20 protein-coding genes are annotated in these 23,051 nt (G+C 41.0%); 7 read left to right on the plus strand and 13 right to left on the minus strand.

Features of this window, described 5'->3' with window-relative positions; translation table 11 throughout:
* Positions 1-249: 249 nt before the first annotated feature.
* Complete coding sequence (locus tag F902_RS16085; RefSeq protein ID WP_005205058.1) at positions 250-1,881, minus strand: inorganic phosphate transporter; 1,632 nt, start codon at positions 1,879-1,881, stop codon at positions 250-252.
* 438 nt (positions 1,882-2,319) lie between these two features.
* Here F902_RS16085 and metH point away from each other — a divergent pair, with 438 nt between their 5' ends.
* Together metH and F902_RS16095 are read left to right on the plus strand one after the other, a co-directional pair.
* Positions 2,320-6,006: a methionine synthase gene (gene metH / locus F902_RS16090; protein WP_005205061.1), complete on the plus strand. Its 3,687-nt coding sequence runs from the start codon at positions 2,320-2,322 to the stop codon at positions 6,004-6,006.
* A gap of 205 nt (positions 6,007-6,211) precedes the next feature.
* Positions 6,212-6,775, plus strand: a complete 564-nt coding sequence (locus tag F902_RS16095; protein ID WP_005205063.1) for a hypothetical protein — start codon at positions 6,212-6,214, stop codon at positions 6,773-6,775.
* Positions 6,776-6,876: 101 nt separating this feature from the next.
* Here F902_RS16095 and F902_RS16100 read toward each other — a convergent pair whose 3' ends face one another.
* The 3 genes from F902_RS16100 to def form a co-directional block, all read right to left on the minus strand.
* Positions 6,877-7,347 (minus strand): hypothetical protein, encoded by a 471-nt coding sequence (locus tag F902_RS16100; protein ID WP_005205065.1) that lies wholly within the window; start codon positions 7,345-7,347, stop codon positions 6,877-6,879.
* Between the two features lie 149 nt (positions 7,348-7,496).
* Positions 7,497-8,774, minus strand: a complete 1,278-nt coding sequence (locus F902_RS16105) for a glutaminase (RefSeq protein WP_005205067.1) — start codon at positions 8,772-8,774, stop codon at positions 7,497-7,499.
* Positions 8,775-8,890: 116 nt separating this feature from the next.
* Positions 8,891-9,373, minus strand: a complete 483-nt coding sequence (gene def, locus F902_RS16110) for a peptide deformylase (protein WP_004805557.1) — start codon at positions 9,371-9,373, stop codon at positions 8,891-8,893.
* A 132-nt stretch (positions 9,374-9,505) separates the two neighbouring features.
* Between def and F902_RS16115 the strand changes: the two genes are divergently transcribed.
* Positions 9,506-9,709 carry a hypothetical protein gene (locus F902_RS16115; RefSeq protein ID WP_017401986.1) on the plus strand — a complete coding sequence of 68 codons (204 nt, stop codon included), beginning with the start codon at positions 9,506-9,508 and terminating at the stop codon, positions 9,707-9,709.
* A gap of 44 nt (positions 9,710-9,753) precedes the next feature.
* Here F902_RS16115 and F902_RS16120 read toward each other — a convergent pair whose 3' ends face one another.
* Both F902_RS16120 and F902_RS16125 read right to left on the minus strand, forming a co-directional pair.
* On the minus strand, positions 9,754-10,245 hold the full coding sequence (locus F902_RS16120; RefSeq protein ID WP_004654699.1) for a DUF2505 family protein: 492 nt from the start codon (positions 10,243-10,245) through the stop codon (positions 9,754-9,756).
* Between the two features lie 106 nt (positions 10,246-10,351).
* Positions 10,352-10,642: a hypothetical protein gene (locus F902_RS16125; protein WP_005205071.1), complete on the minus strand. Its 291-nt coding sequence runs from the start codon at positions 10,640-10,642 to the stop codon at positions 10,352-10,354.
* 250 nt (positions 10,643-10,892) lie between these two features.
* Between F902_RS16125 and F902_RS16130 the strand changes: the two genes are divergently transcribed.
* From F902_RS16130 to F902_RS16140, 3 genes are all read left to right on the plus strand, one after another.
* Positions 10,893-11,333, plus strand: a complete 441-nt coding sequence (locus F902_RS16130) for a universal stress protein (RefSeq protein WP_004805552.1) — start codon at positions 10,893-10,895, stop codon at positions 11,331-11,333.
* Between the two features lie 262 nt (positions 11,334-11,595).
* The gene (locus F902_RS16135; RefSeq protein WP_005205072.1) at positions 11,596-12,837 is read left to right on the plus strand and encodes an OmpP1/FadL family transporter; all 1,242 of its coding nucleotides are present in this window, start codon (positions 11,596-11,598) and stop codon (positions 12,835-12,837) included.
* Positions 12,838-12,983: 146 nt separating this feature from the next.
* Positions 12,984-13,352 carry a hypothetical protein gene (locus F902_RS16140; protein WP_005205073.1) on the plus strand — a complete coding sequence of 123 codons (369 nt, stop codon included), beginning with the start codon at positions 12,984-12,986 and terminating at the stop codon, positions 13,350-13,352.
* Positions 13,353-13,406: 54 nt separating this feature from the next.
* Here F902_RS16140 and F902_RS16145 read toward each other — a convergent pair whose 3' ends face one another.
* Genes F902_RS16145 through F902_RS16155 form a run of 3 tightly spaced genes read right to left on the minus strand, consistent with a single transcriptional unit; the run spans position 13,407 to position 17,657 of the window.
* Positions 13,407-14,570, minus strand: a complete 1,164-nt coding sequence (locus tag F902_RS16145; RefSeq protein ID WP_005205074.1) for an alanine racemase — start codon at positions 14,568-14,570, stop codon at positions 13,407-13,409.
* A 55-nt stretch (positions 14,571-14,625) separates the two neighbouring features.
* Entirely contained in the window at positions 14,626-15,912 is a 1,287-nt protein-coding gene (locus F902_RS16150) for a D-arabinono-1,4-lactone oxidase (protein ID WP_005205075.1), read from the minus strand.
* Positions 15,909-17,657, minus strand: coding sequence for a neutral/alkaline non-lysosomal ceramidase N-terminal domain-containing protein (locus F902_RS16155; RefSeq protein WP_005205076.1), 1,749 nt, complete (start codon positions 17,655-17,657; stop codon positions 15,909-15,911). The genes F902_RS16150 and F902_RS16155 overlap by 4 nt, the downstream gene beginning before the upstream one ends.
* Before the next feature lie 62 nt (positions 17,658-17,719).
* Here F902_RS16155 and F902_RS16160 point away from each other — a divergent pair, with 62 nt between their 5' ends.
* Positions 17,720-18,814: an AraC family transcriptional regulator gene (locus F902_RS16160; protein WP_005205077.1), complete on the plus strand. Its 1,095-nt coding sequence runs from the start codon at positions 17,720-17,722 to the stop codon at positions 18,812-18,814.
* 265 nt (positions 18,815-19,079) lie between these two features.
* On the opposite strand, the gene tauD is transcribed toward F902_RS16160, so the two are convergent.
* The 4 genes from tauD to tauA are packed head-to-tail and all read right to left on the minus strand — an operon-like array spanning position 19,080 to position 22,661.
* On the minus strand, positions 19,080-19,925 hold the full coding sequence (gene tauD / locus F902_RS16165; protein ID WP_005205078.1) for a taurine dioxygenase: 846 nt from the start codon (positions 19,923-19,925) through the stop codon (positions 19,080-19,082).
* Positions 19,926-19,941: 16 nt separating this feature from the next.
* Positions 19,942-20,823, minus strand: a complete 882-nt coding sequence (tauC, locus tag F902_RS16170; protein WP_005205080.1) for a taurine ABC transporter permease TauC — start codon at positions 20,821-20,823, stop codon at positions 19,942-19,944.
* Positions 20,820-21,611 (minus strand): taurine ABC transporter ATP-binding protein, encoded by a 792-nt coding sequence (locus tag F902_RS16175; protein WP_005205081.1) that lies wholly within the window; start codon positions 21,609-21,611, stop codon positions 20,820-20,822. The genes tauC and F902_RS16175 overlap by 4 nt, the downstream gene beginning before the upstream one ends.
* Positions 21,612-21,620: 9 nt before the next feature.
* Positions 21,621-22,661, minus strand: a complete 1,041-nt coding sequence (gene tauA, locus F902_RS16180) for a taurine ABC transporter substrate-binding protein (protein ID WP_171061063.1) — start codon at positions 22,659-22,661, stop codon at positions 21,621-21,623.
* Positions 22,662-23,051 lie beyond the last annotated feature (390 nt).

The following is a 23,051-nucleotide window of genomic DNA, read 5'->3' on the forward strand; positions in this document are numbered from 1 at the left end:
CATTCAGCCATTCAGCCATTCAGCCATTCAGCCATTCAGCCATTCAGCCATTCAGCCATTCAGCCATTCAGCCATTCAGCCATTCAGCCATTCAGGGCATCATAAATTAACAGGAGTATGCTGACCCACTTTAAAAAGACAACTCACACCTAAAATCAGACAATCTTGAAGAAAACGAAAGTAATAGACATAAAAAAGCTTTGCCGAAGCAAAGCCTTTAAATTCTATCTTAAACTTAAGAATTCAAAATTATGAAACGAACTGCAAGAACAACCAGTATAAACCGCCAGATAAGGCAATCGTTGCAGGCAAAGTAAAGATCCACGCAGAAAGAATCGTTCTAACTGTTGCGAAGTTTAAACCTGATTTATTGGCAACCATGGTACCTGCAACCGCACTGTTTAACACGTGTGTGGTTGATACTGGCATACCCAAGCCATCTGCCGCAGCAATGGTACTCATCGCCACAAGCTCAGCAGACATGCCCTGACCATAAGTCATATGGTTCTTACCAATACGCTCACCAACAGTCACAACAATACGCTTCCAGCCCACCATGGTACCTAGACCAAGCGCCAGTGCAACTGCAACTTTCACCCAGTTTGGAATGTATTGAAGGAATGAATCCAGGCTACTACGGTATTCTTTCACAACTTTAGCTTGGTCTTTATCCATTTCTGGCAAAGCTTCAGCTTTATCTAAACGCTTAAACGTTGTGGTGCTTAAATACATGTCATTGCGGATTTCGCTAACAGCAGCCTCAGGAATTGCCTTAAGATCGCCATAGCCAGCAACACGTGTACCCAAGTGTTCTGTCATACTTGCTAGCGCAGGCACAACTTCAGCAGTTTGTTCTTTGGTTTGGATATATTTAGTTAATACTTCACGCGCTTTCTCATCTGTCAGCTCGTTTTGATTAACGTTTAAAACAGTTGCTGTTTTTGAAGAAAGCTGTTCAAAAGACTGTAAATGCTGCGCGTCTAAATTTTTGTTCAATGAATAAGCCAATGGAACTAACCCGATCAAGATCAACATGATTAAACCCATGCCTTTTTGACCATCGTTTGAACCGTGTGCAAAACTCACACCTGTACAAGTAAAAATGAGAATTGCGCGAATCACTGGTGGTGGTGGCTTGTTACCTTCTGGTGGCTGAAACAGCTCCATTTGGCGTTTAAATACTTTCTTCACCAACAAGAATAGAATTGCTGCAAATGCAAAACCAATTAATGGAGAGAATAATAATGCCTTACCAACTTTAATCACCTGATCCATATCAATACCACTACTGGTCGCACCAGCAGACGCATTTAAAATATGGTTCATGATGCCCACACCCAAAATCGAACCGATTAAGGTATGTGAACTTGATGCAGGAATCCCCAAAAACCACGTTCCTAAATTCCATAGGATTGCCGCGATTAATAATGCAAAAACCATCGCAAAGCCAGCGCCGCTGCCGACATTCATGATCATTTCTACAGGGAGTAATGCAATAATACCGTATGCAACCGCACCACTCGCCACCATAACCCCAAGGAAGTTACAGAAGCCAGCCCACATCACTGCTGCTGGAGCAGGTAATGCATTGGTATAAATAACCGTCGCTACAGCATTCGCCGTATCGTGAAAACCATTTACAAATTCAAAGCCTAAAGCAATGAAAAGTGCCGTCGATAAAAGAATAACTGAATATAAACTTAAAGGCGGTACATGTGCCAAATCAGCACTGAGCTGAAAACCGATATAAATCAGTGTTGCAACAATAATTGTCAAAAACACCGGCATAAAGAATTTCGGTGTTGGTACATGTACATTCGTCGATTTTGCCTGAGAGCTGGCAAGCGGTGAATCCGAAACAGGAGGAAGATTAGAATTCATGTAGACGGTTAGAGGATAATAAAATCCCCTGTATTGTTTAATTAAATTATGACAATTATATGACAAAGGACTGTCACATAAAGCCAAAATTTCATGTTTTCATCACATTTTTTTGTATTTTCTTGCGATAAACCCGCTCCGACATTTACTTTAATCAATAAAAAACAATGCATTATAAAACTAAAAACAGCGATAGAACTGTTTGTCTGATTTTGCAACAAACGCTACGAAATATGACATTAGACTGTCACATTTCGAACTGGATGTTTTCTTTTTAAGCATTATTCAATTCAATTGTGACAACTTCATGAACATTTTATGACATTTTCTAAGTGACCCGATGAATCACTGTTCAAGCTTGCTGAAAATACGCGCTTTGACCTAGCTTCTGTTACAATGCCCCTGCTTTTTATCTTGATCATCAACTGGGGTTTCTGAATGTCCACGCTTACCACCCTACAATCACTTCTTACCCAACGCATCCTGATTATTGATGGTGCAATGGGAACCATGATTCAACGCCATAAACTAGAAGAAGAAGATTATCGTGGTGAACGTTTTGCAGATTGGGCATCAGACCTTAAAGGCAATAATGACTTATTGGTTTTAACCCAACCACAGATTATTCAAGGCATCCATGAAGCTTATTTGGATGCAGGCGCAGATATTATTGAAACCAACAGCTTTAACGGCACCCGTGTTTCAATGTCGGATTATCACATGGAAGACCTTGTTCCAGAGATTAACCGTGAAGCGGCGCGCTTAGCCAAAGCAGCATGTGAAAAATATTCAACCCCAGAGAAACCGCGTTTTGTTGCAGGCGTACTTGGCCCTACCTCACGTACCTGTTCGATTTCACCGAATGTGAACGACCCTGCATTCCGTAATATTACATTTGATGAATTAAAAGAAAATTATATTGAAGCTGCCCACGCCTTGATTGAAGGTGGTGCAGACATTCTCCTGATCGAAACCGTATTTGATACTTTGAACTGTAAAGCTGCGATCTTCGCAGTCAAAGAAGTATTCAAGCAAATTGGTCATGAGCTGCCATTGATGATTTCAGGTACCATTACCGATGCGTCTGGTCGTACTTTAACGGGCCAAACTGCAGAAGCGTTCTGGAACTCGGTGCGTCACGGTGATTTACTCTCAATCGGTTTTAACTGTGCCTTGGGTGCAGACGCGATGCGTCCACACGTGAAAACCATTGCGGATGTTGCAGATACCTATGTTTCTGCCCATCCAAACGCAGGTTTACCAAATGCCTTTGGTGAATATGATGAAACCCCTGAACAAACTGCAGCTTTCATTAAAGAATTTGCTGAAAGTGGTTTAATCAATATTACCGGTGGTTGCTGTGGTACCACACCTGACCATATCCGTGCCATTTATAATGCCGTTAAAGATATTCAGCCACGCCAAGTACCTGAAACTGTTCCTGCTTGTCGTTTAAGTGGTTTAGAACCATTTAACATTGATGAAAACTCTCTATTCGTTAACGTCGGTGAACGTACCAACGTCACGGGTTCAAAAAAATTCCTGCGTCTTATCCGTGAAGAAAAGTTTGCCGAAGCTTTGGAAGTAGCTCAGCAACAGGTTGAAGCGGGTGCACAGATCATCGATATCAACATGGATGAAGGCATGCTGGATTCGCAAAATGCGATGGTGCATTTCCTGAATCTAGTGACATCTGAGCCAGATATCTCTCGTGTGCCAATCATGATTGACTCGTCAAAATGGGAAATCATTGAAGCAGGTTTAAAGTGTGTACAAGGTAAACCTGTTGTTAACTCAATTTCATTGAAAGAGGGTTATGACGAGTTTGTTGAAAAAGCTCGCCTATGCCGTCAGTACGGTGCTGCGATTATTGTGATGGCCTTTGATGAAACAGGTCAGGCCGATACTGCTGCACGTAAACGTGAAATCTGTAAACGTTCTTATGATGTTTTAGTCAATGAAGTGGGCTTCCCTGCTGAAGATATTATTTTTGACCCGAACGTATTTGCCGTGGCAACAGGGATCGAAGAACACAACAACTATGGCGTCGACTTTATTGAAGCTACGGGCTGGATCAAACAGAACTTGCCACATGCCATGATTTCAGGCGGTGTCTCTAACGTATCCTTCTCCTTCCGTGGTAATGAGCCTGTCCGTGAAGCGATTCACTCAGTATTCCTTTACCATGCCATCAAACAAGGCATGACTATGGGGATCGTGAACGCTGGTCAAATGGCGATTTACGACGATATTCCAAAAGAACTAAAAGATGCGGTTGAAGATGTTGTTCTGAACCAAAACCAAGGTGAATCAGGTCAAAACGCCACAGAAAAACTGCTTGAAGTGGCAGAGAAGTTCCGTGGTCATAGTGGCGCGCAACGTGAAGCTGAAAACCTTGAATGGCGCAACGAGTCGGTAGAAAAACGTCTCGAATATGCCTTAGTTAAAGGTATCACTACCTATATTGATGAAGATACCGAAGAAGCACGTTTAAAAGCCAAGCGTCCACTCGATGTAATTGAAGGTGCATTGATGGATGGCATGAACGTGGTCGGTGACCTATTTGGTTCAGGTAAAATGTTCCTGCCACAAGTGGTGAAATCTGCACGTGTGATGAAACAAGCTGTAGCTTGGCTAAATCCATACATCGAAGCTGAAAAAACCGGTAGCCAGTCTAAAGGTAAAGTATTGATGGCGACCGTAAAAGGTGACGTACACGATATTGGTAAAAATATCGTGGGCGTGGTCTTGGGTTGTAATGGTTATGACATCGTTGACCTTGGCGTGATGGTACCAGCAGAAAAAATCCTGCAAACTGCGATTGATGAGAAATGCGACATCATCGGTTTGTCAGGTTTGATCACTCCATCTTTGGATGAAATGGTGTTTGTTGCGAAAGAAATGCAACGTAAAGGCTTTGACATTCCGCTGTTAATTGGTGGTGCAACCACATCGAAAGCCCATACTGCGGTGAAGATTGATCCTCAGTATCAAAATGATGCAGTGATCTATGTGGCTGATGCTTCCCGTGCGGTTGGTGTTGCAACCACCCTACTCTCGAAAGAAATGCGTGGCAACTTTATTGCAGAACATCGTGCTGAATATGCCAAGATTCGTGAGCGTTTAGCCAATAAGCAACCGAAAGCAGCCAAGCTCAGCTATGCCGAATCAATTGAAAATGGTTTCAAGGTGGATGATAACTATGTGCCACCGATTCCAAATAGTTTAGGTACGCAAGTCATTACCAATTATCCATTGGCGACCTTGGTTGAGTACTTTGACTGGACACCATTCTTTATCTCTTGGAGCTTGGCGGGTAAATTCCCGAAAATCCTAACAGATGAAGTGGTCGGTGAAGCAGCCACTGATTTATATAACCAAGCACAAGCGATGCTAAAAGACATTATCGAGAATAATCGTTTTGATGCACGTGCTGTTTTTGGTTTATACCCTGCACAGCGTACCGGTGCGGATACCGTGAGTGTGTTTGATGAATCTGGTCAAAAGGTTACGCATACCTTTGAGCATATTCGTCAGCAATCTGACAAAGTCACAGGCAAACCGAATTTATCTTTAGCGGACTTTATTAGCACTTCTAAAGACAATACCGATTATCTCGGTGGTTTCACTGTATCGATCTTTGGTGCTGAAGAATTGGCAAATGAATATAAAGCTAAAGGCGATGATTACTCAGCAATCTTGGTTCAGTCTTTGGCCGATCGTTTTGCCGAAGCTTTTGCTGAGCATTTGCATGAGCGTATCCGTAAAGAATTCTGGGGTTATAAAGCCGATGAAACTTTGGGTAATGAAGAATTAATCAAAGAGAAGTATGTCGGTATTCGTCCTGCACCAGGTTATCCTGCTTGCCCAGAGCATTCTGAAAAGGCTGTGTTATTTGATTGGTTAGGTTCAGAAGCGAAAATCGGTACCAAATTGACTGAACACTTTGCGATGATGCCACCTTCTTCTGTGAGTGGTTTCTATTATTCTCATCCTGAAAGTGAATACTTCAACGTAGGCAAGATTTCTCAAGATCAGCTTGAGGATTATGCAAAGCGTAAAGGTTGGACATTGGATGAAGCGAAGCGTTGGTTAGCGCCGAATTTAGATGATTCGATTGCGTAAGTGATCAAAAGAATCCCCTCAATTGAGGGGATTTTTATATGATCCAAAAGCAAAGATTGTTTACCAAAGACATCCGTTTCTACATAGATCTTGCTCGCGAATAAAACTATTTTTTGAAATTAATCCTATCAATGCTTAATTTCTAGATTTCAAAAAGTTGTAGTAAAATTTAATATAAATAGAATTGACCAGCATCAAATTTCAAATGACTATAGGTTTTAGATTAAATGAAAAAAAGAAAAGGAATTTAGCAACAATCATTGCTTTAATCTTTACAGCATTCCTTCTTCTTATATTAGCTTTAAGTGTTTATGAACTTCTCACACCAAAGAAGATAATTAAAGTAATGCCTTATCAGCATCTGGAAACAGATAAAAGCATGAATTATGAATTCAGCATTAAAAAGTTTAATAAGTTAGATACGATATTTATCACTGAAAATCAAAAAAGAATTTATCTTTTTGACTGTTCAAATTATTTGGAAACTATCTGCAGCCATGATCAAGACCAAGTTTTCAACTATCAAATCAAAACGGCAGATATTATAAAAATAAACGATAGGTTTATGATCAAAGATATGACTTGGGTCGACGCTGTAAATAAAAAGCAATTTCAACATACATTGGCAGACCACCAGCTCATGAAATTATATGAAGCTAAAAGCAACGTCTCCTATGTAGCTATAGCTGTCTTCTTATTGTTGAGTTGCGGAGGGCTTTTTATGATCTTTTGGGGCCATATTTATCAATTTATTTTAAAAAAAATTTAACTCTCTCTAACTTGCTTTTCCAGCCCCTAAAATACATTTTAAATTGGCTAAACTGCTATATTTCAGCGACTGGTTTATTTTTATACTTACTCTTGTCAAAACTAACAATCATCAAAGAACAATTTATATTTTAAAAGTTTTCCATTTTTAAAGACAAACGTTATTGAATCATTTCCACTTTCGGCAAGCCCACTATAAACAACATTCTTGTTTTCAGCGTCCATCCACAATTCATATTTTTTAAATTGTTGCATAAAAGTCTTTTGATCTATCCCACCACGAATTTTTTGTCCATGAAACACTAGCGCATTGTTCTGACTTAAATAAACCTCTTTAATGACACCCGTGTCTAAAAGTTTAAAACTGCCATAATCATATTCATCAGGAAAATAGCCACCATTACACTCATCTGGTTTTCCTTTAATGACGCTTTTCGGCTTAGCTAATGAGCGTATTGGTACTTCCCAATTATTGTAAGTTTTACCCTGAATAACAGGTTGAACAAATGGGGCTGCAAACAATGACTGTGAAGCCATAAACGTCAATACAAAACCCAATATTTTATTTTTCATTTTAGATATTCTTCAAAAACTAATCGGCTCATTATAAATACAATTTAAATTAAATTCCCCCCCATAAAATAAAATTCATCCGACTATATTGAGCACAATCTATAAATGCTATTTAGAACCTATATCATTTCAATATAGGCTCTCTACACCTACAGCTCTTTATGTTTCTCAATCAAATCTTCAAGATTCTGATAAACATGCAAGACTCGATCTTTATGCGTTCGCGCATGATCCAAACGCTGCTCAGGGTCAACTAAAAGCAAAGTGTGCCCATCATCGATCAAACGATCAATGCCTTCCAGAAACATCCGTTTCCCGACATCATGAATCAAGGAAATCTGAGTTAAATCAATCACAATAGAACTTTTATTGACAGGCTCACATTGCAAGGTCCGTAACAACATTTCCGCTTCAGTAAATTTCAATACACCGCGAAGTACATAGACACTCAAAGAAGCATCTTTTCCAGTGCGATAATGACTCTGCACAATGGTTTGTGCGGAAGGTGTGCCTTCCATCAAATGCAAGCCCATATCACGAGAGAGTCGCTCCAAGATATCTATGCCGCGTACACTATTGCCATGTTCATCGAGTCGAGGAGAAAAAGCCGCTATGCTGACCTGACCGGGTAACACGCCCAAGATTCCGCCAGCGACACCACTTTTGGCAGGAATACCAACCGTTGTGAGCCAATCCCCCGCGGCATCGTACATACCGCAGCTCATCATCACGCTCAGAACTTGACGTACCACAGCACGATTCAATAAGCGTTTTCCAGTTTTAGGATCAACCCCACCATTGGCAAAAACACTGCCCATCCGCACCAAATCTTTAACCGTCACCAAGATCGCGCACTGGCGAATATAGCCATTCACAATATCAACAGGATCAGTTTCCAAAATCCCAACCGTACGTAACATATAACCAATTGAGAGATTGCGATAAGCCGTTTTCACCTCGGATTCATATACAGCATCATCAAATTGCAGTTCACGTCCTGCCAACTCGCTCATAAATCGACGTAAAATTTCTACGCCTGATAAGTCTTCTTTGACAGGAATCAATGAATGCGTAGTGATGGCACCCGAATTAATCATCGGATTTTTAGGACGGCGATCTTTACCCAGTGAAATTTCATTAAACGCCTCGCCCGATGGTTCAACACCGACTTTTTCTAATACCGCATCAATACCAAGCTGTTGCAGCACATAGGCATAAGTAAACGGTTTAGACATCGACTGAATGGTGAATTCAATTTCATCATCCCCAACGGAATAAATTTCACCATCAACAGTTGACAAGGCCAGCGCTAATCGGTTGGGATTGGCGTTGGCTAACTCAGGAATATAATCAGCGAGATGTCCACTGTTATCGATATCACAGGCATCAATCACATGCGCCAAATAATCAGGAAGTGGAGTTTTCATGGTCATCTAGCCTTTAAATGTTTCAAGTTTTAATTTAGATAAGCGCTTATAGTACAGAGGACTGATCCTATTAAAATTATAGCTTTTGTAATGATTTTATGAGCTTACATGCACAACTAACTCAAACGTTCAACAAATAATATTCCATCCAGATGATCCACCTCATGCTGAACAATTCGTGCAGGGAAACCCTCAAAAGCGGTTTCAATCACTTCACCTTGTAAGGTGTAGTAACGTACTTTTATCGCTTGCGCCCGTTCGACCTGTCCACGCTCATCTGGCACACTTAAACAGCCTTCCTCACCTAAGCAAGACTCTTGAGAAAATGCCAAAATCTCTGGATTGACCATGACCACGGCATCCATTTCAGGTGCATCGGGATAACGTGGATTCGGACGAGATGCCACAATAATTAAGCGTTTAGAAATATAAACTTGTGGTGCTGCAATCCCAACCCCATTGCGCTCCAACATGGTCGCATGCATGGCAGATGCCAATTGCAATAACCACTCACTATTAAATTCCCCGTTTGCGACAGCTGCCGCTTTAATTTTTAAAACTTCTTCACCACGTTGTGCTACAGGTAGAATTACACTCATCCCACGCCCTTATCATTGTTTTGACCAATTAGTGAATATTATCGTATTGGATATTTTATCGCGTTACCATAATTTTCATTTAAGAATCTTGTCATAATATATTCGCGAAAAAAATAACGCATGGCAAAGCACATGAATGCAACTCAACTGTTTCTAGGTGTCATCTTTAGCTCAATTGGCTTAGGCTATTTCATGTATGGAAAAAAGCAGAAAATGACCGTGCCTTTGGTCTGTGGTTTAGTCTTGATGCTCTTTACCTATTTTATCGATAGTACGGCGATAATCAGTGTGATTGGTATCATCCTTTCAATCCTCCCCTATTTTCTGCGCTTCTAAAAACAAAAAACTCCCCAAATGGAGAGCTTTCTTTTCTACAAAAATTAAAGATGTTTCTTTAATTCATCGGCTACGATCTCGATTTCAAGCGTGCTGAATTTACGAATTTCACCTTCCGCATGTTTCTCTAACATACCGCCAATCAATGGCACTTTAACTTTCACTGTCCACGTTAAAGAGATATTCACTTTTTCGCTGTCACCAGTGACACTACGTTCACCCTTCGCTTCCAAAGGCAGGTTTGCGCCCAGTTCAACTGTTGAGGTTAAGTTTTTCAAATGGGTAATATCAGCACGTTTTAAACGGAAAGCATTTTTTAATAATTTTTTCGCCACCTCTGGAATATTGACATCCAGATTATATTCACGGCGTAGTGTATAAATATCACCCTGAATATTCGATTCGATAATTTCCAAATTTTCACCCGGAATACGCTTACACACTGCTTCATGCAATGAAGTATCCGCGACCAGTCTTGAAAAGTCCTCAATTGAAACACCATGAATTGTTTCATTAACCGTAAATTGATGTGCCATTTTTAAATGTCCATTTCGTTTATTAGGATTTCATCATTGCGCAAAAGTATAGCATTCTCATTTGCATCTCTAAATCTGATCAGACAAAAATGGATGACTGCTCGGATTAGTTATTTCTATTGTAATGATGCCGTATGCCTAATTTGACCGTGACCCGTTCCATACGACTGATATACAGATAATGATCCCCATATTCAATCACCGCATAAAACTGCTCAGCACCATCATCCAAACCTGTGGCTGACCACGTCGTCCCTTGCGGAAATTCATCTAACCAAGCCGCTTTATAAAAGTCTGAAACTGAATCAAAAATTAGGTAATGCTCTGGATCGGCCATAATTTTAGCCGCCATTTGATCAAATTTTTTTTGTTTAAACGCCTCTAAACTCAGTAACACAAATATTCCTTATTCATTTAAATGCAGCTTAAATTTTGTGCTTCGATCTAAAGTTAATCTTAAGCTGAATTACAAAAATACAGTGATTTTCTTATGCCTCTATTTTGCTAGGGAATGTGCTGTTTTTCTACATTATTTTCAGCTTTATCATATATTTTGTGCTGCTGCTGATTTGCTAGACCCATCTCAATATGTTATCAACTTATTATGCTTTATATTTTTTTACAACGATAAACTATAAGGAGTAAACATGTCTTATCAAAATATTTTAGTCCCTGTTGATGACTCTCCAATCTCTTATGCTGCAGTCGAACATGCGCTTTCTCTAGCAAAATTATCAGGGGCAAAAGTCACCATTTTAAGTGTGGTTGCAGTTGATCCATTTGTTGGCGTGGATTTTTATCAAGTTGCCCCTGCGATTACTGATCATTTTATGCAGGCCGAAGCACATGCCAAAACACAGCTTCAAGATATTGCCCAATCTTTTGTACGTGATGGTATTCAGGTGACAACCAAAATTCATCATGGCGTAGCCAGTGAAGGCATTATCTTTGTTGCCGATGAAGTTGGTGCAGACCTGATTGTGATGGGTTCACATGGCCGCACAGGCGTCAAACGTTTATTGCTAGGTAGTGTGGCGCGTGCCGTTTTAACAGAATCACATATTCCAGTGCTGATTGTGAAGCAATAACAGTTTGCTTTAATTGAAAAAACCTTGTGTCTCGATACAAGGTTTTTTTATTTTCTAGAATACCTCGATCTGACCGATTCGCCCCCCATATTGATCATTTACAACCCTGTTCTGCGATTTAAAAAGATGCTTCACTAGCAGTTGGGCATTTATTTTCAAGTCAAAATAGTGAGTTGAATCAGCTGACTATCGCCAGAAAAAATGACCGTCAATAAAAACAGCACGTTTAAGAATAAGACACGGTTTTACAAGGATGATCAATATGAAACTCAATCCAATGGTGATTGGCCTCTGTGGGATATGTATCAGTACATTGAATCACGCAGCAGCACTGGACCAATCAGGACAATCCATTCTTCCTTTTCTGGAAAATGGTAACTATGTTGAAGTCAATGCCACAGCCGTTGATGCTGACATTTCGGGGAAAATCCGTAATCATCCTGGACTGGTCAATGATCCACAGAATCTTAACTCAGGCAATATGGGCAATAGCTTTCAATATTATAGTGCCGCGCTCAAACTTCAACTGACTGATCGAATCAGCTTTGGTCTACTCTATGATCAGCCTTTTGGTGCCGATATTCGCTATCCGATGCAATCGAATAACACCTTCTCGGACAATGAATTTACCCAGCAAGGTACATCGGTCAATGTTGATACTGAAAGCATTAGCATGATTTTGGGTGTCAGTCCTTTTAGCAATGTTCAACTCTATGGCGGCGCTGTCTATCAATCAGTCAAAGGTGATGTCGCGCTGCGTGGTAATTCATACAGTGAAGCCTTTAATGGCTATGATGCCAAATTTAAACAGGATCATGCAGTCGGTTGGCTGGCAGGCCTGAGTTATCAAATCCCAGAGATTGCCTTAAAAGCTGCGCTGACCTATCGCTCCAAGATCGACCACGATATGCAAGTGACTGAGACCATGTTCGGTCAGCCTTTAGAAGTGACTACGCCAAGTAAAACCAAAATTTCGACACCACAATCGGTGAATGTTGATTTTCAAACAGGTGTGTATAAAGATACCCTGCTCTATACCAATCTACGTTGGGTCAACTGGAAAGATTTTCATATCCGCCCTACTCAATTTGGTGCAGTGACGGAATATCTCACTGGCGTAATCAGTGATGGTGCATATACAGGTGGTTTTGATTTAGACAGCTACCAAAAGGATCAATGGACAGTCAATGTCGGACTTGGACATCAGTTTACTGAAAAATGGAGTGCATCGACGGAAGTCAGTTGGGATTCAGGTACAGGCGATCCTGCATCTACATTAAATCCTACCAAAGGGTCTTGGGGGATTGGTCTAGGCGCTCAGTTTAATCCGGCCCCGAACTACTTTATTGCGGCAGGAGTTAAATACTTCTGGTTAGGTGATGTGGTTGCCGAAGACGGCACCTATTACATTCCTGTGCCGGGGATCAAACCTATTGCTGAACAAGCCGATTTTAAAGATAACAGCGCGATCGCTTATGGCTTAAAAATAGGCTATCGTTTTTAGTCACAAAAAACTCATCATGCTAAGTAGGAACAGATCTGCTTCTGGTGTTGCTCCTACTTGGCTATTTTCTGGCATTCAATCAGCGGATTAGCTTAGAATATCAAAGCATTATTTTAATAATGAATGCCATCTCTAGGAAAAATCCAATGAAAAAAATCGCTCTTGTCTTTTCAATATTTATATCTAGCTTCGTTTTTCCGTTTACCACTTTTGCCAATTCACCTGATCCCAAAGAAAGCATGGATATTTTTATTGGCACCCTAACCATTCAGGATAACAAAGCCATTTTAACGCGCTGCGATATTGCGCAGAATGAATATGTGTTGAAAGATGCGGACTGGTCTAAGCAAAAGGCCGTATCAGGTTTTCTCTCCAAAGCCACAAAACTAAAACAGCCGATTTATGCAGAAGTGATCGCAGCGTATAAAAGCGAAAAAGATATTAATATTCTATTGGTCGATTCCATTGAAAATCTGACTGAAGCCAAAAGCTGCCATTTGAGTGATTTATTTTAAAGCTCACCATACACGGCATACTTTTAGATCAAATATTGGTAATCCTAAATACCGTTATTCACTAAACGTTTGCCATGTCTCAAAAGCATGTTTGCGATATAGCTTCAACTTGGAAAACTGAGGAATAATTGCTTCACTCTGCGTTGGCCTTAAAAATACAAAATCATCGACCTGAATATCACAATCCTTCGGTACATTGACCAATTCCTGATTACTGCTACGCCCGTACAATGCATGGGTATGTGCTTGATCAGGATAGACATAATCAGCCAGCCAATAGCCACCATAAATAAACAGGGCCTTACATTTATGTGGCAATTTATCTAATAAAGACATAGAAGGAAGCTGAGTAAATGGCAGTATTTTTAATACAGGCGCAGCAATCCATAACGCAGGTTGTAATGCCCTTAAAAAATCACTGTCAAAATCACTTGGTTTTAAGAGCATTGAACCAAAGGACAAATCATTGCAGACACTTTCAGTGGTATGAAAGCTAAAGGTTGGGCTACCACCGCCATTAAAACACAGCGCATCACTCCACAGCGATGGAAACTGCTTTTGAATCAATTGTTGATAATGGGCATAGGTCTGCTGTGAACTGTGATAAGCCAATTCAGGTTTTTTAATGATGGCTGGAATTTTAGTGACATGCGCATCATAGCCCATCAAACCAGAAAGTTTTAAATACTGCGGATACTGTTGAATCAACTTTAAGATTTCGGTTAGTTGCTGTGTCGACTGTACCCCACCACGATGTAAGCCGACATCAATTTCAATATTCACATCCAAGCAAAGAGAATAGAGCTGGGCAATCTCGAGATATTGCTGTAAGCGTTGCTTAGTATCAATCAGCCACTGAATTTTGGCATTCGACCATTCTGCATACTGATCAAAAAAATGACGCACTGCTTGAGCAGGCATTGGTTTACCCAACAGAATATCCGCTTCAGCAAAATTTTCTAGGATCGAAACAATATGTGGTTGATGAAATACCATAAAGCGTTGCGTATTAAGTTGTTCAGATAACAACTTAAGTAGGTCTAGGCTTGCTAATGACTTGACCACCAAGCGTGCTTTTAAATGTTTGGCATGAGCAAGACGAATCTGAACATGCTGGATATTTTGTTTTACCGCTGCTTCATCGATGATCAGTTGCGGAGTCGCAATCCCCTGCTTTTTTAGGTCGAGATTGAGTTGTTTAAAATAATGATCCAACATGGCTATACCTTTCTCAATAAATTAAATAAACATTTAAGTCGAACCCAAGTTAAAACTAACCTAAAAACAGCTTTTCCAGATAGGGATTTAAAAACTTGGCTTTTGGGTCAAGCTGCTGACGCAACGCCATAAAATCATCCCACTTTGGATATAAAGCCCGAAGCTGTGTGCTGGTCATATGATGCATTTTCCCCCAATGCGGACGCCCTCGATATTTCTGCAAAATCGGCTCAACCACATCAAAAATCAACTTCGGGTCTTGCTTATGATATTGATGCACCGAGATCGAAATCGAGTCCTGCTGATAAAACGGACTAAGCCAAATATCATCACCCTTCACAAAGCGGAATTCGAGCGGAAAAAAGGTGGCCACTTTATACTTTCTTAAGGCATGCAATATTTCATCCAAACACTCAATTCCACGATCAACAGGAATCTGATACTCCATTTCATTGAACTTGGTATTACGCGGTGTTGGAAATATCTTGCTCGACCAATCGATATAGGTGGTCGGTTTGACAAAGATGCCTAATAGTTTCTGTAAATAAGGATTCAGCGAAGGAAAGTTTTTGGTCAGTTCTGAACATAAAGTCAGCAAGGTATCATCCGATGGAAAGTTTTCCTTCCGTGGCAAAATCGCTTCATCGGTCTCATCCAAGGTTTTCAGCATCAACTGCTTTTCATGAGAAAATACAAAGCACTCGATATGTCGATGCTGATGCTTCCATTGGTGAATATGCTGCATCATGTCTTCTACTGGACAAAGTTCTATATGTTCTTTGAGTTTATAGCGCGGGCGATTCTGCATGGTGATCTTAGTCAAGATTCCCAAACTGCCCAGAGAAACCCGTCCTGCGGTAAAGATTTCAGGATGCTCTGTACGACTACATTTTAGAATTTCACCTGAAGCCGTCAATAACTCAAAAGCTTCAACATAGGCTGAAATACAATGTAAATCTGCTCCTGTCCCATGTGTGCCTGTAGAGACAGCCCCTGCAAGACTTTGCTGATCAATATCGCCCTGATTCATCAAAGCCTGATTGATGGATTGCTGTTGCAGATGCTGATCTAAATCATATAAACGTGTACCCGCATAAATACTGCTCTGACATCGTTCAAGATCTGTCGATGCAATGCCTGCAATATGATCCAAAGACAACAAGGTTGCATCAGTACAGACTAAGGGCGTAAATGAATGTCCTGCACCGACTACCCTTATTTTTTGTTGCGCTTTAACAATGGACTGTAGTTCTTGCACGTTGGCTGGTTGTAAAATCTGCTGCGGCTTGGCTTTTTGAAAGCCAGACCAGTTCGACCAAATGCCTTGTGTTAAATCACTCATACTGCCTCTCCTTGGCTAACGGCAGTTTTTACATTGCCATGGTTGCTGCGTTTTGCGAGTTCCTGTGCTGGAATCGGTTGTGGTCGTGTCATTTCATCGTAATGACGTTTATTTTTTTCTAATAACAATTGTTCTGTTAGATCTTTGAACTTGCTCTGGCAGGCTGCCAATGTCCATTGCCCGAATAAGGTATGCCCACCTTCATAGGCTTGCGCTTGATATTCTTCATAGGTCGTGACATAACCCATATAATCATTGCAGTAGGATGCAAACCAAACACTTTCAATCGAAGCCTGCGCGGCAAGTGTCTGTTTAACAGTGCCGACCACTCGTCGCCCTGCGATGGTGGTAAATTCTCCTGGACAGCAAATCAAAGCCAATTGACCTAATCGCACAATCTGTAACGGAACAACGCTTGGAACTAAAGGACTGTGCTGAATCGCCCCCGCTTTCACTTGTCGGTTCATTTCTGCAATCAACGGATCAAGAATACTCGGTGGAAAACCAATCGGCTGTCCTAAAATCTTTTTGGCACCCGCTTCCAGTAATATCTGTTTCGGCCCTTGAGAGGCATATAACTGTTGATAGTGTGCAAAATCAGCAGCTTTGGGATGCTTGGTTTTTTGTTTGCGAAGTTGATCCGCTAAAAATTGCATCCCCATAATTAAGGGTTTGGGTGCACCTAAACCATCGACAGGTGTGCCTGCAAAAAATGCGGTGCCATGACAAGGCTGACTGGTCTTTGCATGCTTTTGACCCGCTGCAAACTCATCTGGAATCTCAATATTACTCAGATCGACATAGGACAAAACAGCATCGATCTTGCCTTCGACTTTATGTAAATTTTTAGGAATATTTGACTGTAAAGCCGTGAAAGCCAGTTCACTTTGATAACGCCCATTTTGTTGTGCGTATTGATATTCCTGCTCGCCTTTAATCTTATTGCGAATCTTGAGCTGATCTTTGCCATGAAAATGCGGTGATACGTCCCCTGCGGTTGCTTGAGCAAAAATCGTGACTGGATTTTGAACCCCTTGCTCAGTTAAAACCTGCTCAGAGAATGTGGCTGCGTAGCCTTTATTATCACCATCATAAGCGTTTAAAGAATTTCCCAAACAGGTTGCATGTACCCCAAATAAGGAAATAAAGGACTGTAGTTTTTGCTCACGATAGAAACCGATCAACTGCATTTCTCGGTTCAAGGCTAAATGCGTTTCAGCTTCGGTACGCGGCAAAACCTCTGGATTCCGATTATAGGCGTTGATTGAACGATTCCATGCGACAGGCGTCTGTTCTGGAAAATGCTGTGTACTGATAAAAATCTCGGTGTCCTGTTCAGATGCAATCGCATTTTGAATACTCTGTACAATCGCCTCTACTATTGCCTTTAAATGTTCAGGTACAAAACCAGGGGTCGGCATATTGTATAAAGCTTCATAGCCACAACCGCCAGGTCCTGAGTGAGTATGGGTTGCCATGAGGACCAATTGATTTTCATCAAATTGTGAATCTAGAATTTGTGTGAGTTGCACTACTGTTTGGCTGCGTATGGCATGGGTAATACAACCTACGTCCAAACAACAGATGAGTAATCGGTTATGTTGTTGATCGACAATACTCACGCTACGTGCAAATAAAGCTGTGCGCTGTTCATAGGCCCGATGTGACCATTGCCCATAACCAAACATGGCATAGCCTTTCGGTGTAATTTTGATTTGCTGCTTGTCCCAACCCACCTGATACATCACGATTTCCTTTCAATTCTTTTTCTAACTGTGTTAAAGCATGTTGAAAGTTAATCAAAATTATGCGATACCCAACAGGGTTAAAGACACTTTTCTTTGGGGGGCAAAACGGACTTATGCCTATACGTAGCAGCGCTAAAAATGATCAACAGCAATTTATTCCACCCACCATTCTGGCGAGCCTGATCCATTATGCAGAGCAGCAACAGTGGGATTATGCTGCATGGTTTCAGAATTCAGGTTTAGACATTGCACAAATACAGCAAACCCAAGCTGTGGTTCGTTTTAGCCAACTCTGTGATGTGGTTGGTCAAGCCATGGCCACCTATCAACAACCGAACTTAGGCTTAAAGCTTGGCAGTAGCGAAGGTCTGATTTCGATGGGGATTTTGGGTTTTGCCATGCAATCGTGTAAAACAGTTGCAGATGCTCTAGACATTGCACTGCGCTACCATCGGATTTCTGGCAGTGTCTTGAATATCGACTTTTCCATCCACGCTGATCTTTGTGAATTGGAAGTCACTGAACCCTATCCCTGCAATGAACTGAAAGCCTTTTTTTATGATGAATTATTTAGCAGCATCATCACCTGTTTAAACGCCATGTTGGGCGATCATGATGATGTGATCAGTCTTGAGCTCAGCTATTTACCACACGAATATCAACAACAATATAACGAACTCTTTGGCTGCCCAATTCAATTTAACTGTGATAAAAATATCATGCGTTTTAGCAATAGCCTGTTGCAGCGCAGCTTAAAAAATTATAGTCCAGCCAACTATGCAACTGCACTACACATCTGTGAACAAGCCCTAAAAGAAATAGACCAGCTCAACCAAGTGGGTTATGTGCATCTACTCGATCATTTGATTGAACAGCATTTACCTGAACGTTTTGAGATGCAGCAAGCTGCTGAACATTTAGGTATCAGCGAACGCCATTTAAGACGGCAATTATTATTGGAAGGTCTGAGTTTTCAACAAATTCGGCAAAATGTCTTAGAACGTAAAGCCAAGCAACTCCTCGAACAGAACCTATCCATGAGTGAGATTAGCCTGCAATTGGGTTTTAGCGAATTACGTGAATTCCGACGTGCCTTTAAACGCTGGACAGGGCAAGCGCCTTCTATTTATAAACAAGAGACTCACCTTACTTAAATGATTAGTTCGTAATGCCTACTCATATAAAATGAACATATCTCAGGAATTACTGGTGCTACAGGTCATCCACAACCTGCGTGAGATTAATCAGATGCTATTTCTGCGATTAATTTAAAGAGATACCGGAAGAAGACAGGTTTTGTGGATGACAATGGTTTTGGTTACTTTTGCCGAAACAAAAGTAACTCCAGCTGAAGGCTTATCCAAGAATAAGATGAGATCTCTATAAGATTCCACCGAAGCAAAAAATTAAAACTAAATTTTAACTCGCTGCTTGATAAAACGGTACATCACCATTAATCGTGGCACGATGCATAATCCGATGCGCCTCACCATAATCAAATAAAGCCTTATGCTGTGTACAACGATTATCCCAAATTGCTACATCACCTGCCTGCCACTGCCAACGCAAATGGAACTGCTCATTGGTGGCATGCGCAAATAAATACTGTAGCAATTCAGCGCTTTCAGTTTCATCCAGTTCATTAATACGCGTAGTAAACCCTTCACTCACGAACAAAATCGGCTGACCCGTTACCGGATGCGTTCTCACCACAGGATGAACAACAGGTGGATTACGCTTAAAGGTTTCTTCCAGTTTTTTACGCTCAACATCATTATGCGCGAAACGCTCAATCGGGAAAGACTGACGAATATCATGCGTTGCGGTTAAGCCTTTTAACTTTTGCTGTAAACCTTGATCCAAGGCAGCAAATGCAGCTGCCCCGCTTGACCAAAGTGTATCACCACCGACAGGTGGAATCTTGATGGCTTGCAATACACAACCCAATGGCGGTTTCTGACTGAAAGTCACATCGGTGTGCCATAGTTCATTGTCACGTAAGTCTTGTTTCCAGCTATCCAGTACAATGATTTCAGGCACATTATCAATAGATGGATAGATCGGATGGATGTGCAAAGAACCAAAACCACGCGCAAGCTCAGCTTGTGCCTGAGGTGCAAGCTGCTGGTTGCGGAAGAAAATCACATGATGATCCAGCAAAGCCTGTTGAATTTGTTGCGTCGTATTTTCATCAGCCGTGTTTAAGTCAACATCGTGAATAATTGCACCGATTGTTGGTTTAATAACTTCAATATTTAAGGTCATCTTCTACTACTCACACTTATAACTGTTGGCCATACCAAGGAGATAATTGCTTCTGTAACCAACGCAAAAACAATTCAAAACTAACGGCGACAATCGCAATCACAATAATGCCCAGAACTACTGTATCGGTGATCAGGAACTGTGCCGCAGACTGCACCATAAAACCGATACCGCGATCTGCTGCGACTAATTCCGAAGCCACTAGAGTCGACCAGCCCACACCTAAACCAATACGAACACCCGTTAAAATATGCGGTAAGGCCGTCGGCAGAATCACATGCCAAAACACTTGTGATTGGCTTGCTCCTAAAGATAAAGCAGCACGTTCACGATTGAGCTGATGGCTCAGCACACCATGGGTACTACTGATAATCACAGGTGCAAGGATCGAAAAGAAAATCAAAAGTACTTTGGTGGTTTCACCAATCCCAAACCAGATCACCAATAGTGGCAAATAAGCCAAAGGTGGAATCGGACGCAATAACTCAACCAATGGATCAAGCACTGCGCGCACCCATTTATTCAGTCCCATCCATAAACCTAAAGGCACACCAATCGCAATCGCAGCAACCAAGGCCAATAGGACACGAGAAATACTCGCGGCCAGATGCTGCCATAAGGTGGCTTTCATAAAACCTTGCTGACTGACTTCAAGGAACTTCTGCCATACTGCTTGTGGACTCGGCAAAAACAGGCTTGGGACAATTTTTAATGCAGTGATCAAATACCAAATCACCAGTACGCTCAAGACACTGGAAAGACTGAGCGCTAAACTGCGATGGCGAGTAAAAAAGGCGCCAATTGCACTAAAAACCGAACCTGACTGTGCTTGATTCGTCGATTGCAGTTCCTCGGCCTTGCTCACCTCATAGGCTGTATTTTTTGCTTGCCCCGTCATACAGCCACCTCATGCCCTGCTTGTTTCTGCACACGTAGGCGTTCAAACAATTGCTCACGTAATTGAATAAATTTTGGATCCGATTTAATCGCACGAATCGATTCGCCTTGCTTATAACGCTCTGCAAAATCCAGTTTTAAAGTTTCGACAATCTTACCTGGACGAGCCGTCATCAACACCAATTGATTACTCAGCAATAGTGCTTCTTCAATGTCATGTGTGATCAGGAAGAAGGATTTATTTTGTTCAATCCATAAGTCCAGCACCAACTGCTGCATGGTTTCACGAGTAAAAGCATCAAGCGCAGCAAAAGGCTCATCCAGTAAAATGAATGCAGCATGGCTGATCAAAGCACGAGCAATCCCAACCCGTTGTTTCATGCCACCTGACAACTCCCAAATATTGGCTTTAGCCACATGACTCAAGCCGACAATTTTAAGAATTGCATCGACTTGCTGTTGAATTTCTTGCTCTTTTAAACCTTTGAGCTGCAAAGCAAAACCGATATTTTCAGAGACATTTAACCAAGGTAATAGCGCATGATCCTGAAACACCACCGCACGACGTGCATCTGGTGCAGTGACAACTTCATGATCCAGTGTAATCTGCCCGGAACTTGGCTTTTGAAAACCCGCCAAAATATTCAGTAATGTTGTTTTACCACAACCAGACTCACCCAAAATCACAGTCAAAGTGCCTTCTTCAATCTTCAGATTGATATCTTGTAATACAGGCACGGTCTGTTTTGGAAAGGTTAAATGAAGATGCTCGGCAGCTAATACGCTCATTTAGATCTCCTATGGCTGTAAGAATTGGGTGGTGACATTACCTTGATAATCAGGTTTTACTTGATCTACCTTGCCTTGGCTTTTGAGGAAGGTTGCTGTATCGAAAATATTGTTGGCAAACTCACCCGCTAAAGTTGCTTGTTGTTGCTGACCATTCAGATAAATATTGCCTGACAACAGTAAAGGAATATCTTTCACATCAGAGCCTGTCAGCTGAGCAATTTTCTGGATATTGTCCGCATTTTGTTCAAATGCTTTTGGATCCTGCTGATACGCTTCAACTTGTTTCAAGCTGGTTTTTACGAATGCTTTTAAGAACTCTGGATTTTTTTCAGCGAAATCTTTACGAACCACCCATAAATCATAGGTTGGTGCACCCCACTCGCCGACTTGTTTCGAGTCTGTTAATACATGACCACTGGCTTTGACTTTACTTAATGCAGGTTCCCAAACATAAGTTGCATCGATATCACCACGCTCCCAAGCTGCTGTGATTTCTGGTGGACGTAAGTTAATAATCTTGACTTGATTATCCGCAATATTCCAATGCTTGAGCGCTGACAATAAGCTGTAATGCGTGGTTGAGACGAATGGTACGGCAATGGTTTTGCCAATCAAATCTTGAGGTTTTTGAATGCCTGATTTGTTACTCACCACCAATGCCTCTGAACCGCCTAATTTAGCCGTCACCAGAAAGACTTCAATCGGTAAATCACGGCTTGCAGCAGCAGCTAGAGGACTAGAACCGATATTGCCGATCACCACATCACCCGAAGCCAATGCATTAACCACATCTGAACCTGCATCAAATTTGCGCCATTGAATTGCTTGATTACTATCACGTTCATAATCACCATTGGCTTGTGCAACCTTGGTTGGATCCACACCAGTCTGATAGGCAATTACCACAGCCTTGTTGTTTTTAGACTGAACAGGTGCAGCATCTTTTTGATTTTGATAGACAATAAAAGCAACAATCGCCACAAGGACGATCGCTGTAACAATTAGCGGCTTTGAGTTCTTGATGCCCATAATTAGATGATCTTTCAACAATATAGGCTTATGGTATGCGGCATGCTTTATGATTAAAAATAAGAAAAAGTGAGTTGCTTATTCCTTTATGAGATAAGAATAAGACTTAGGCAATTTTTGCTGTTTTTATATTCAACTGGTTTATTTTTAGTGTTGTTTCATTTAATTTCCCAACTAAGCCTTTTAAATATTTATCCCTCTGTTTAATTGAAAAGTAAAATATTTAATCCTGATAATTTCATCTTTAAATTAAATAAGCATTTTCATTTTAAAATATAGCTCCAAACTATATTCCGAATAAGTTAATAAAAACCTATTATTTATCAAAAATAGATATATAAATAAATTTTGCTTATTTTCCTGAATATAAAAACAGTCCTAAGATAAAAACATCATCCCGCTGATGTA

Origin of the sequence: Acinetobacter higginsii (assembly GCF_000369525.1) — a bacterium.
Classification (GTDB): Bacteria; Pseudomonadota; Gammaproteobacteria; order Pseudomonadales; family Moraxellaceae; genus Acinetobacter; species Acinetobacter higginsii.

Bases quoted from the DNA above. Each gene is read 5' to 3' on its own strand.
- F902_RS16135 (WP_005205072.1), top strand. From the start codon at position 11,596: ATGAAACTCAATCCAATGGTGATTGGCCTCTGTGGGATATGTATCAGT.
- F902_RS16145 (WP_005205074.1), bottom strand. From the start codon at position 14,570: ATGTTGGATCATTATTTTAAACAACTCAATCTCGACCTAAAAAAGCAG.
- F902_RS16130 (WP_004805552.1), top strand. From the start codon at position 10,893: ATGTCTTATCAAAATATTTTAGTCCCTGTTGATGACTCTCCAATCTCT.
- F902_RS16120 (WP_004654699.1), bottom strand. From the start codon at position 10,245: ATGGCACATCAATTTACGGTTAATGAAACAATTCATGGTGTTTCAATT.
- F902_RS16175 (WP_005205081.1), bottom strand. From the start codon at position 21,611: ATGAGCGTATTAGCTGCCGAGCATCTTCATTTAACCTTTCCAAAACAG.
- F902_RS16105 (WP_005205067.1), bottom strand. From the start codon at position 8,774: ATGAAAACTCCACTTCCTGATTATTTGGCGCATGTGATTGATGCCTGT.
- def (WP_004805557.1), bottom strand. From the start codon at position 9,373: ATGAGTGTAATTCTACCTGTAGCACAACGTGGTGAAGAAGTTTTAAAA.
- F902_RS16085 (WP_005205058.1), bottom strand. From the start codon at position 1,881: ATGAATTCTAATCTTCCTCCTGTTTCGGATTCACCGCTTGCCAGCTCT.
- tauD (WP_005205078.1), bottom strand. From the start codon at position 19,925: ATGACCTTAAATATTGAAGTTATTAAACCAACAATCGGTGCAATTATT.
- tauC (WP_005205080.1), bottom strand. From the start codon at position 20,823: ATGACGGGGCAAGCAAAAAATACAGCCTATGAGGTGAGCAAGGCCGAG.
- F902_RS16155 (WP_005205076.1), bottom strand. From the start codon at position 17,657: ATGTATCAGGTGGGTTGGGACAAGCAGCAAATCAAAATTACACCGAAA.
- F902_RS16140 (WP_005205073.1), top strand. From the start codon at position 12,984: ATGAAAAAAATCGCTCTTGTCTTTTCAATATTTATATCTAGCTTCGTT.
- F902_RS16150 (WP_005205075.1), bottom strand. From the start codon at position 15,912: ATGAGTGATTTAACACAAGGCATTTGGTCGAACTGGTCTGGCTTTCAA.
- metH (WP_005205061.1), top strand. From the start codon at position 2,320: ATGTCCACGCTTACCACCCTACAATCACTTCTTACCCAACGCATCCTG.
- F902_RS16160 (WP_005205077.1), top strand. From the start codon at position 17,720: ATGCGATACCCAACAGGGTTAAAGACACTTTTCTTTGGGGGGCAAAAC.
- F902_RS16095 (WP_005205063.1), top strand. From the start codon at position 6,212: ATGACTATAGGTTTTAGATTAAATGAAAAAAAGAAAAGGAATTTAGCA.
- F902_RS16115 (WP_017401986.1), top strand. From the start codon at position 9,506: ATGAATGCAACTCAACTGTTTCTAGGTGTCATCTTTAGCTCAATTGGC.
- F902_RS16100 (WP_005205065.1), bottom strand. From the start codon at position 7,347: ATGAAAAATAAAATATTGGGTTTTGTATTGACGTTTATGGCTTCACAG.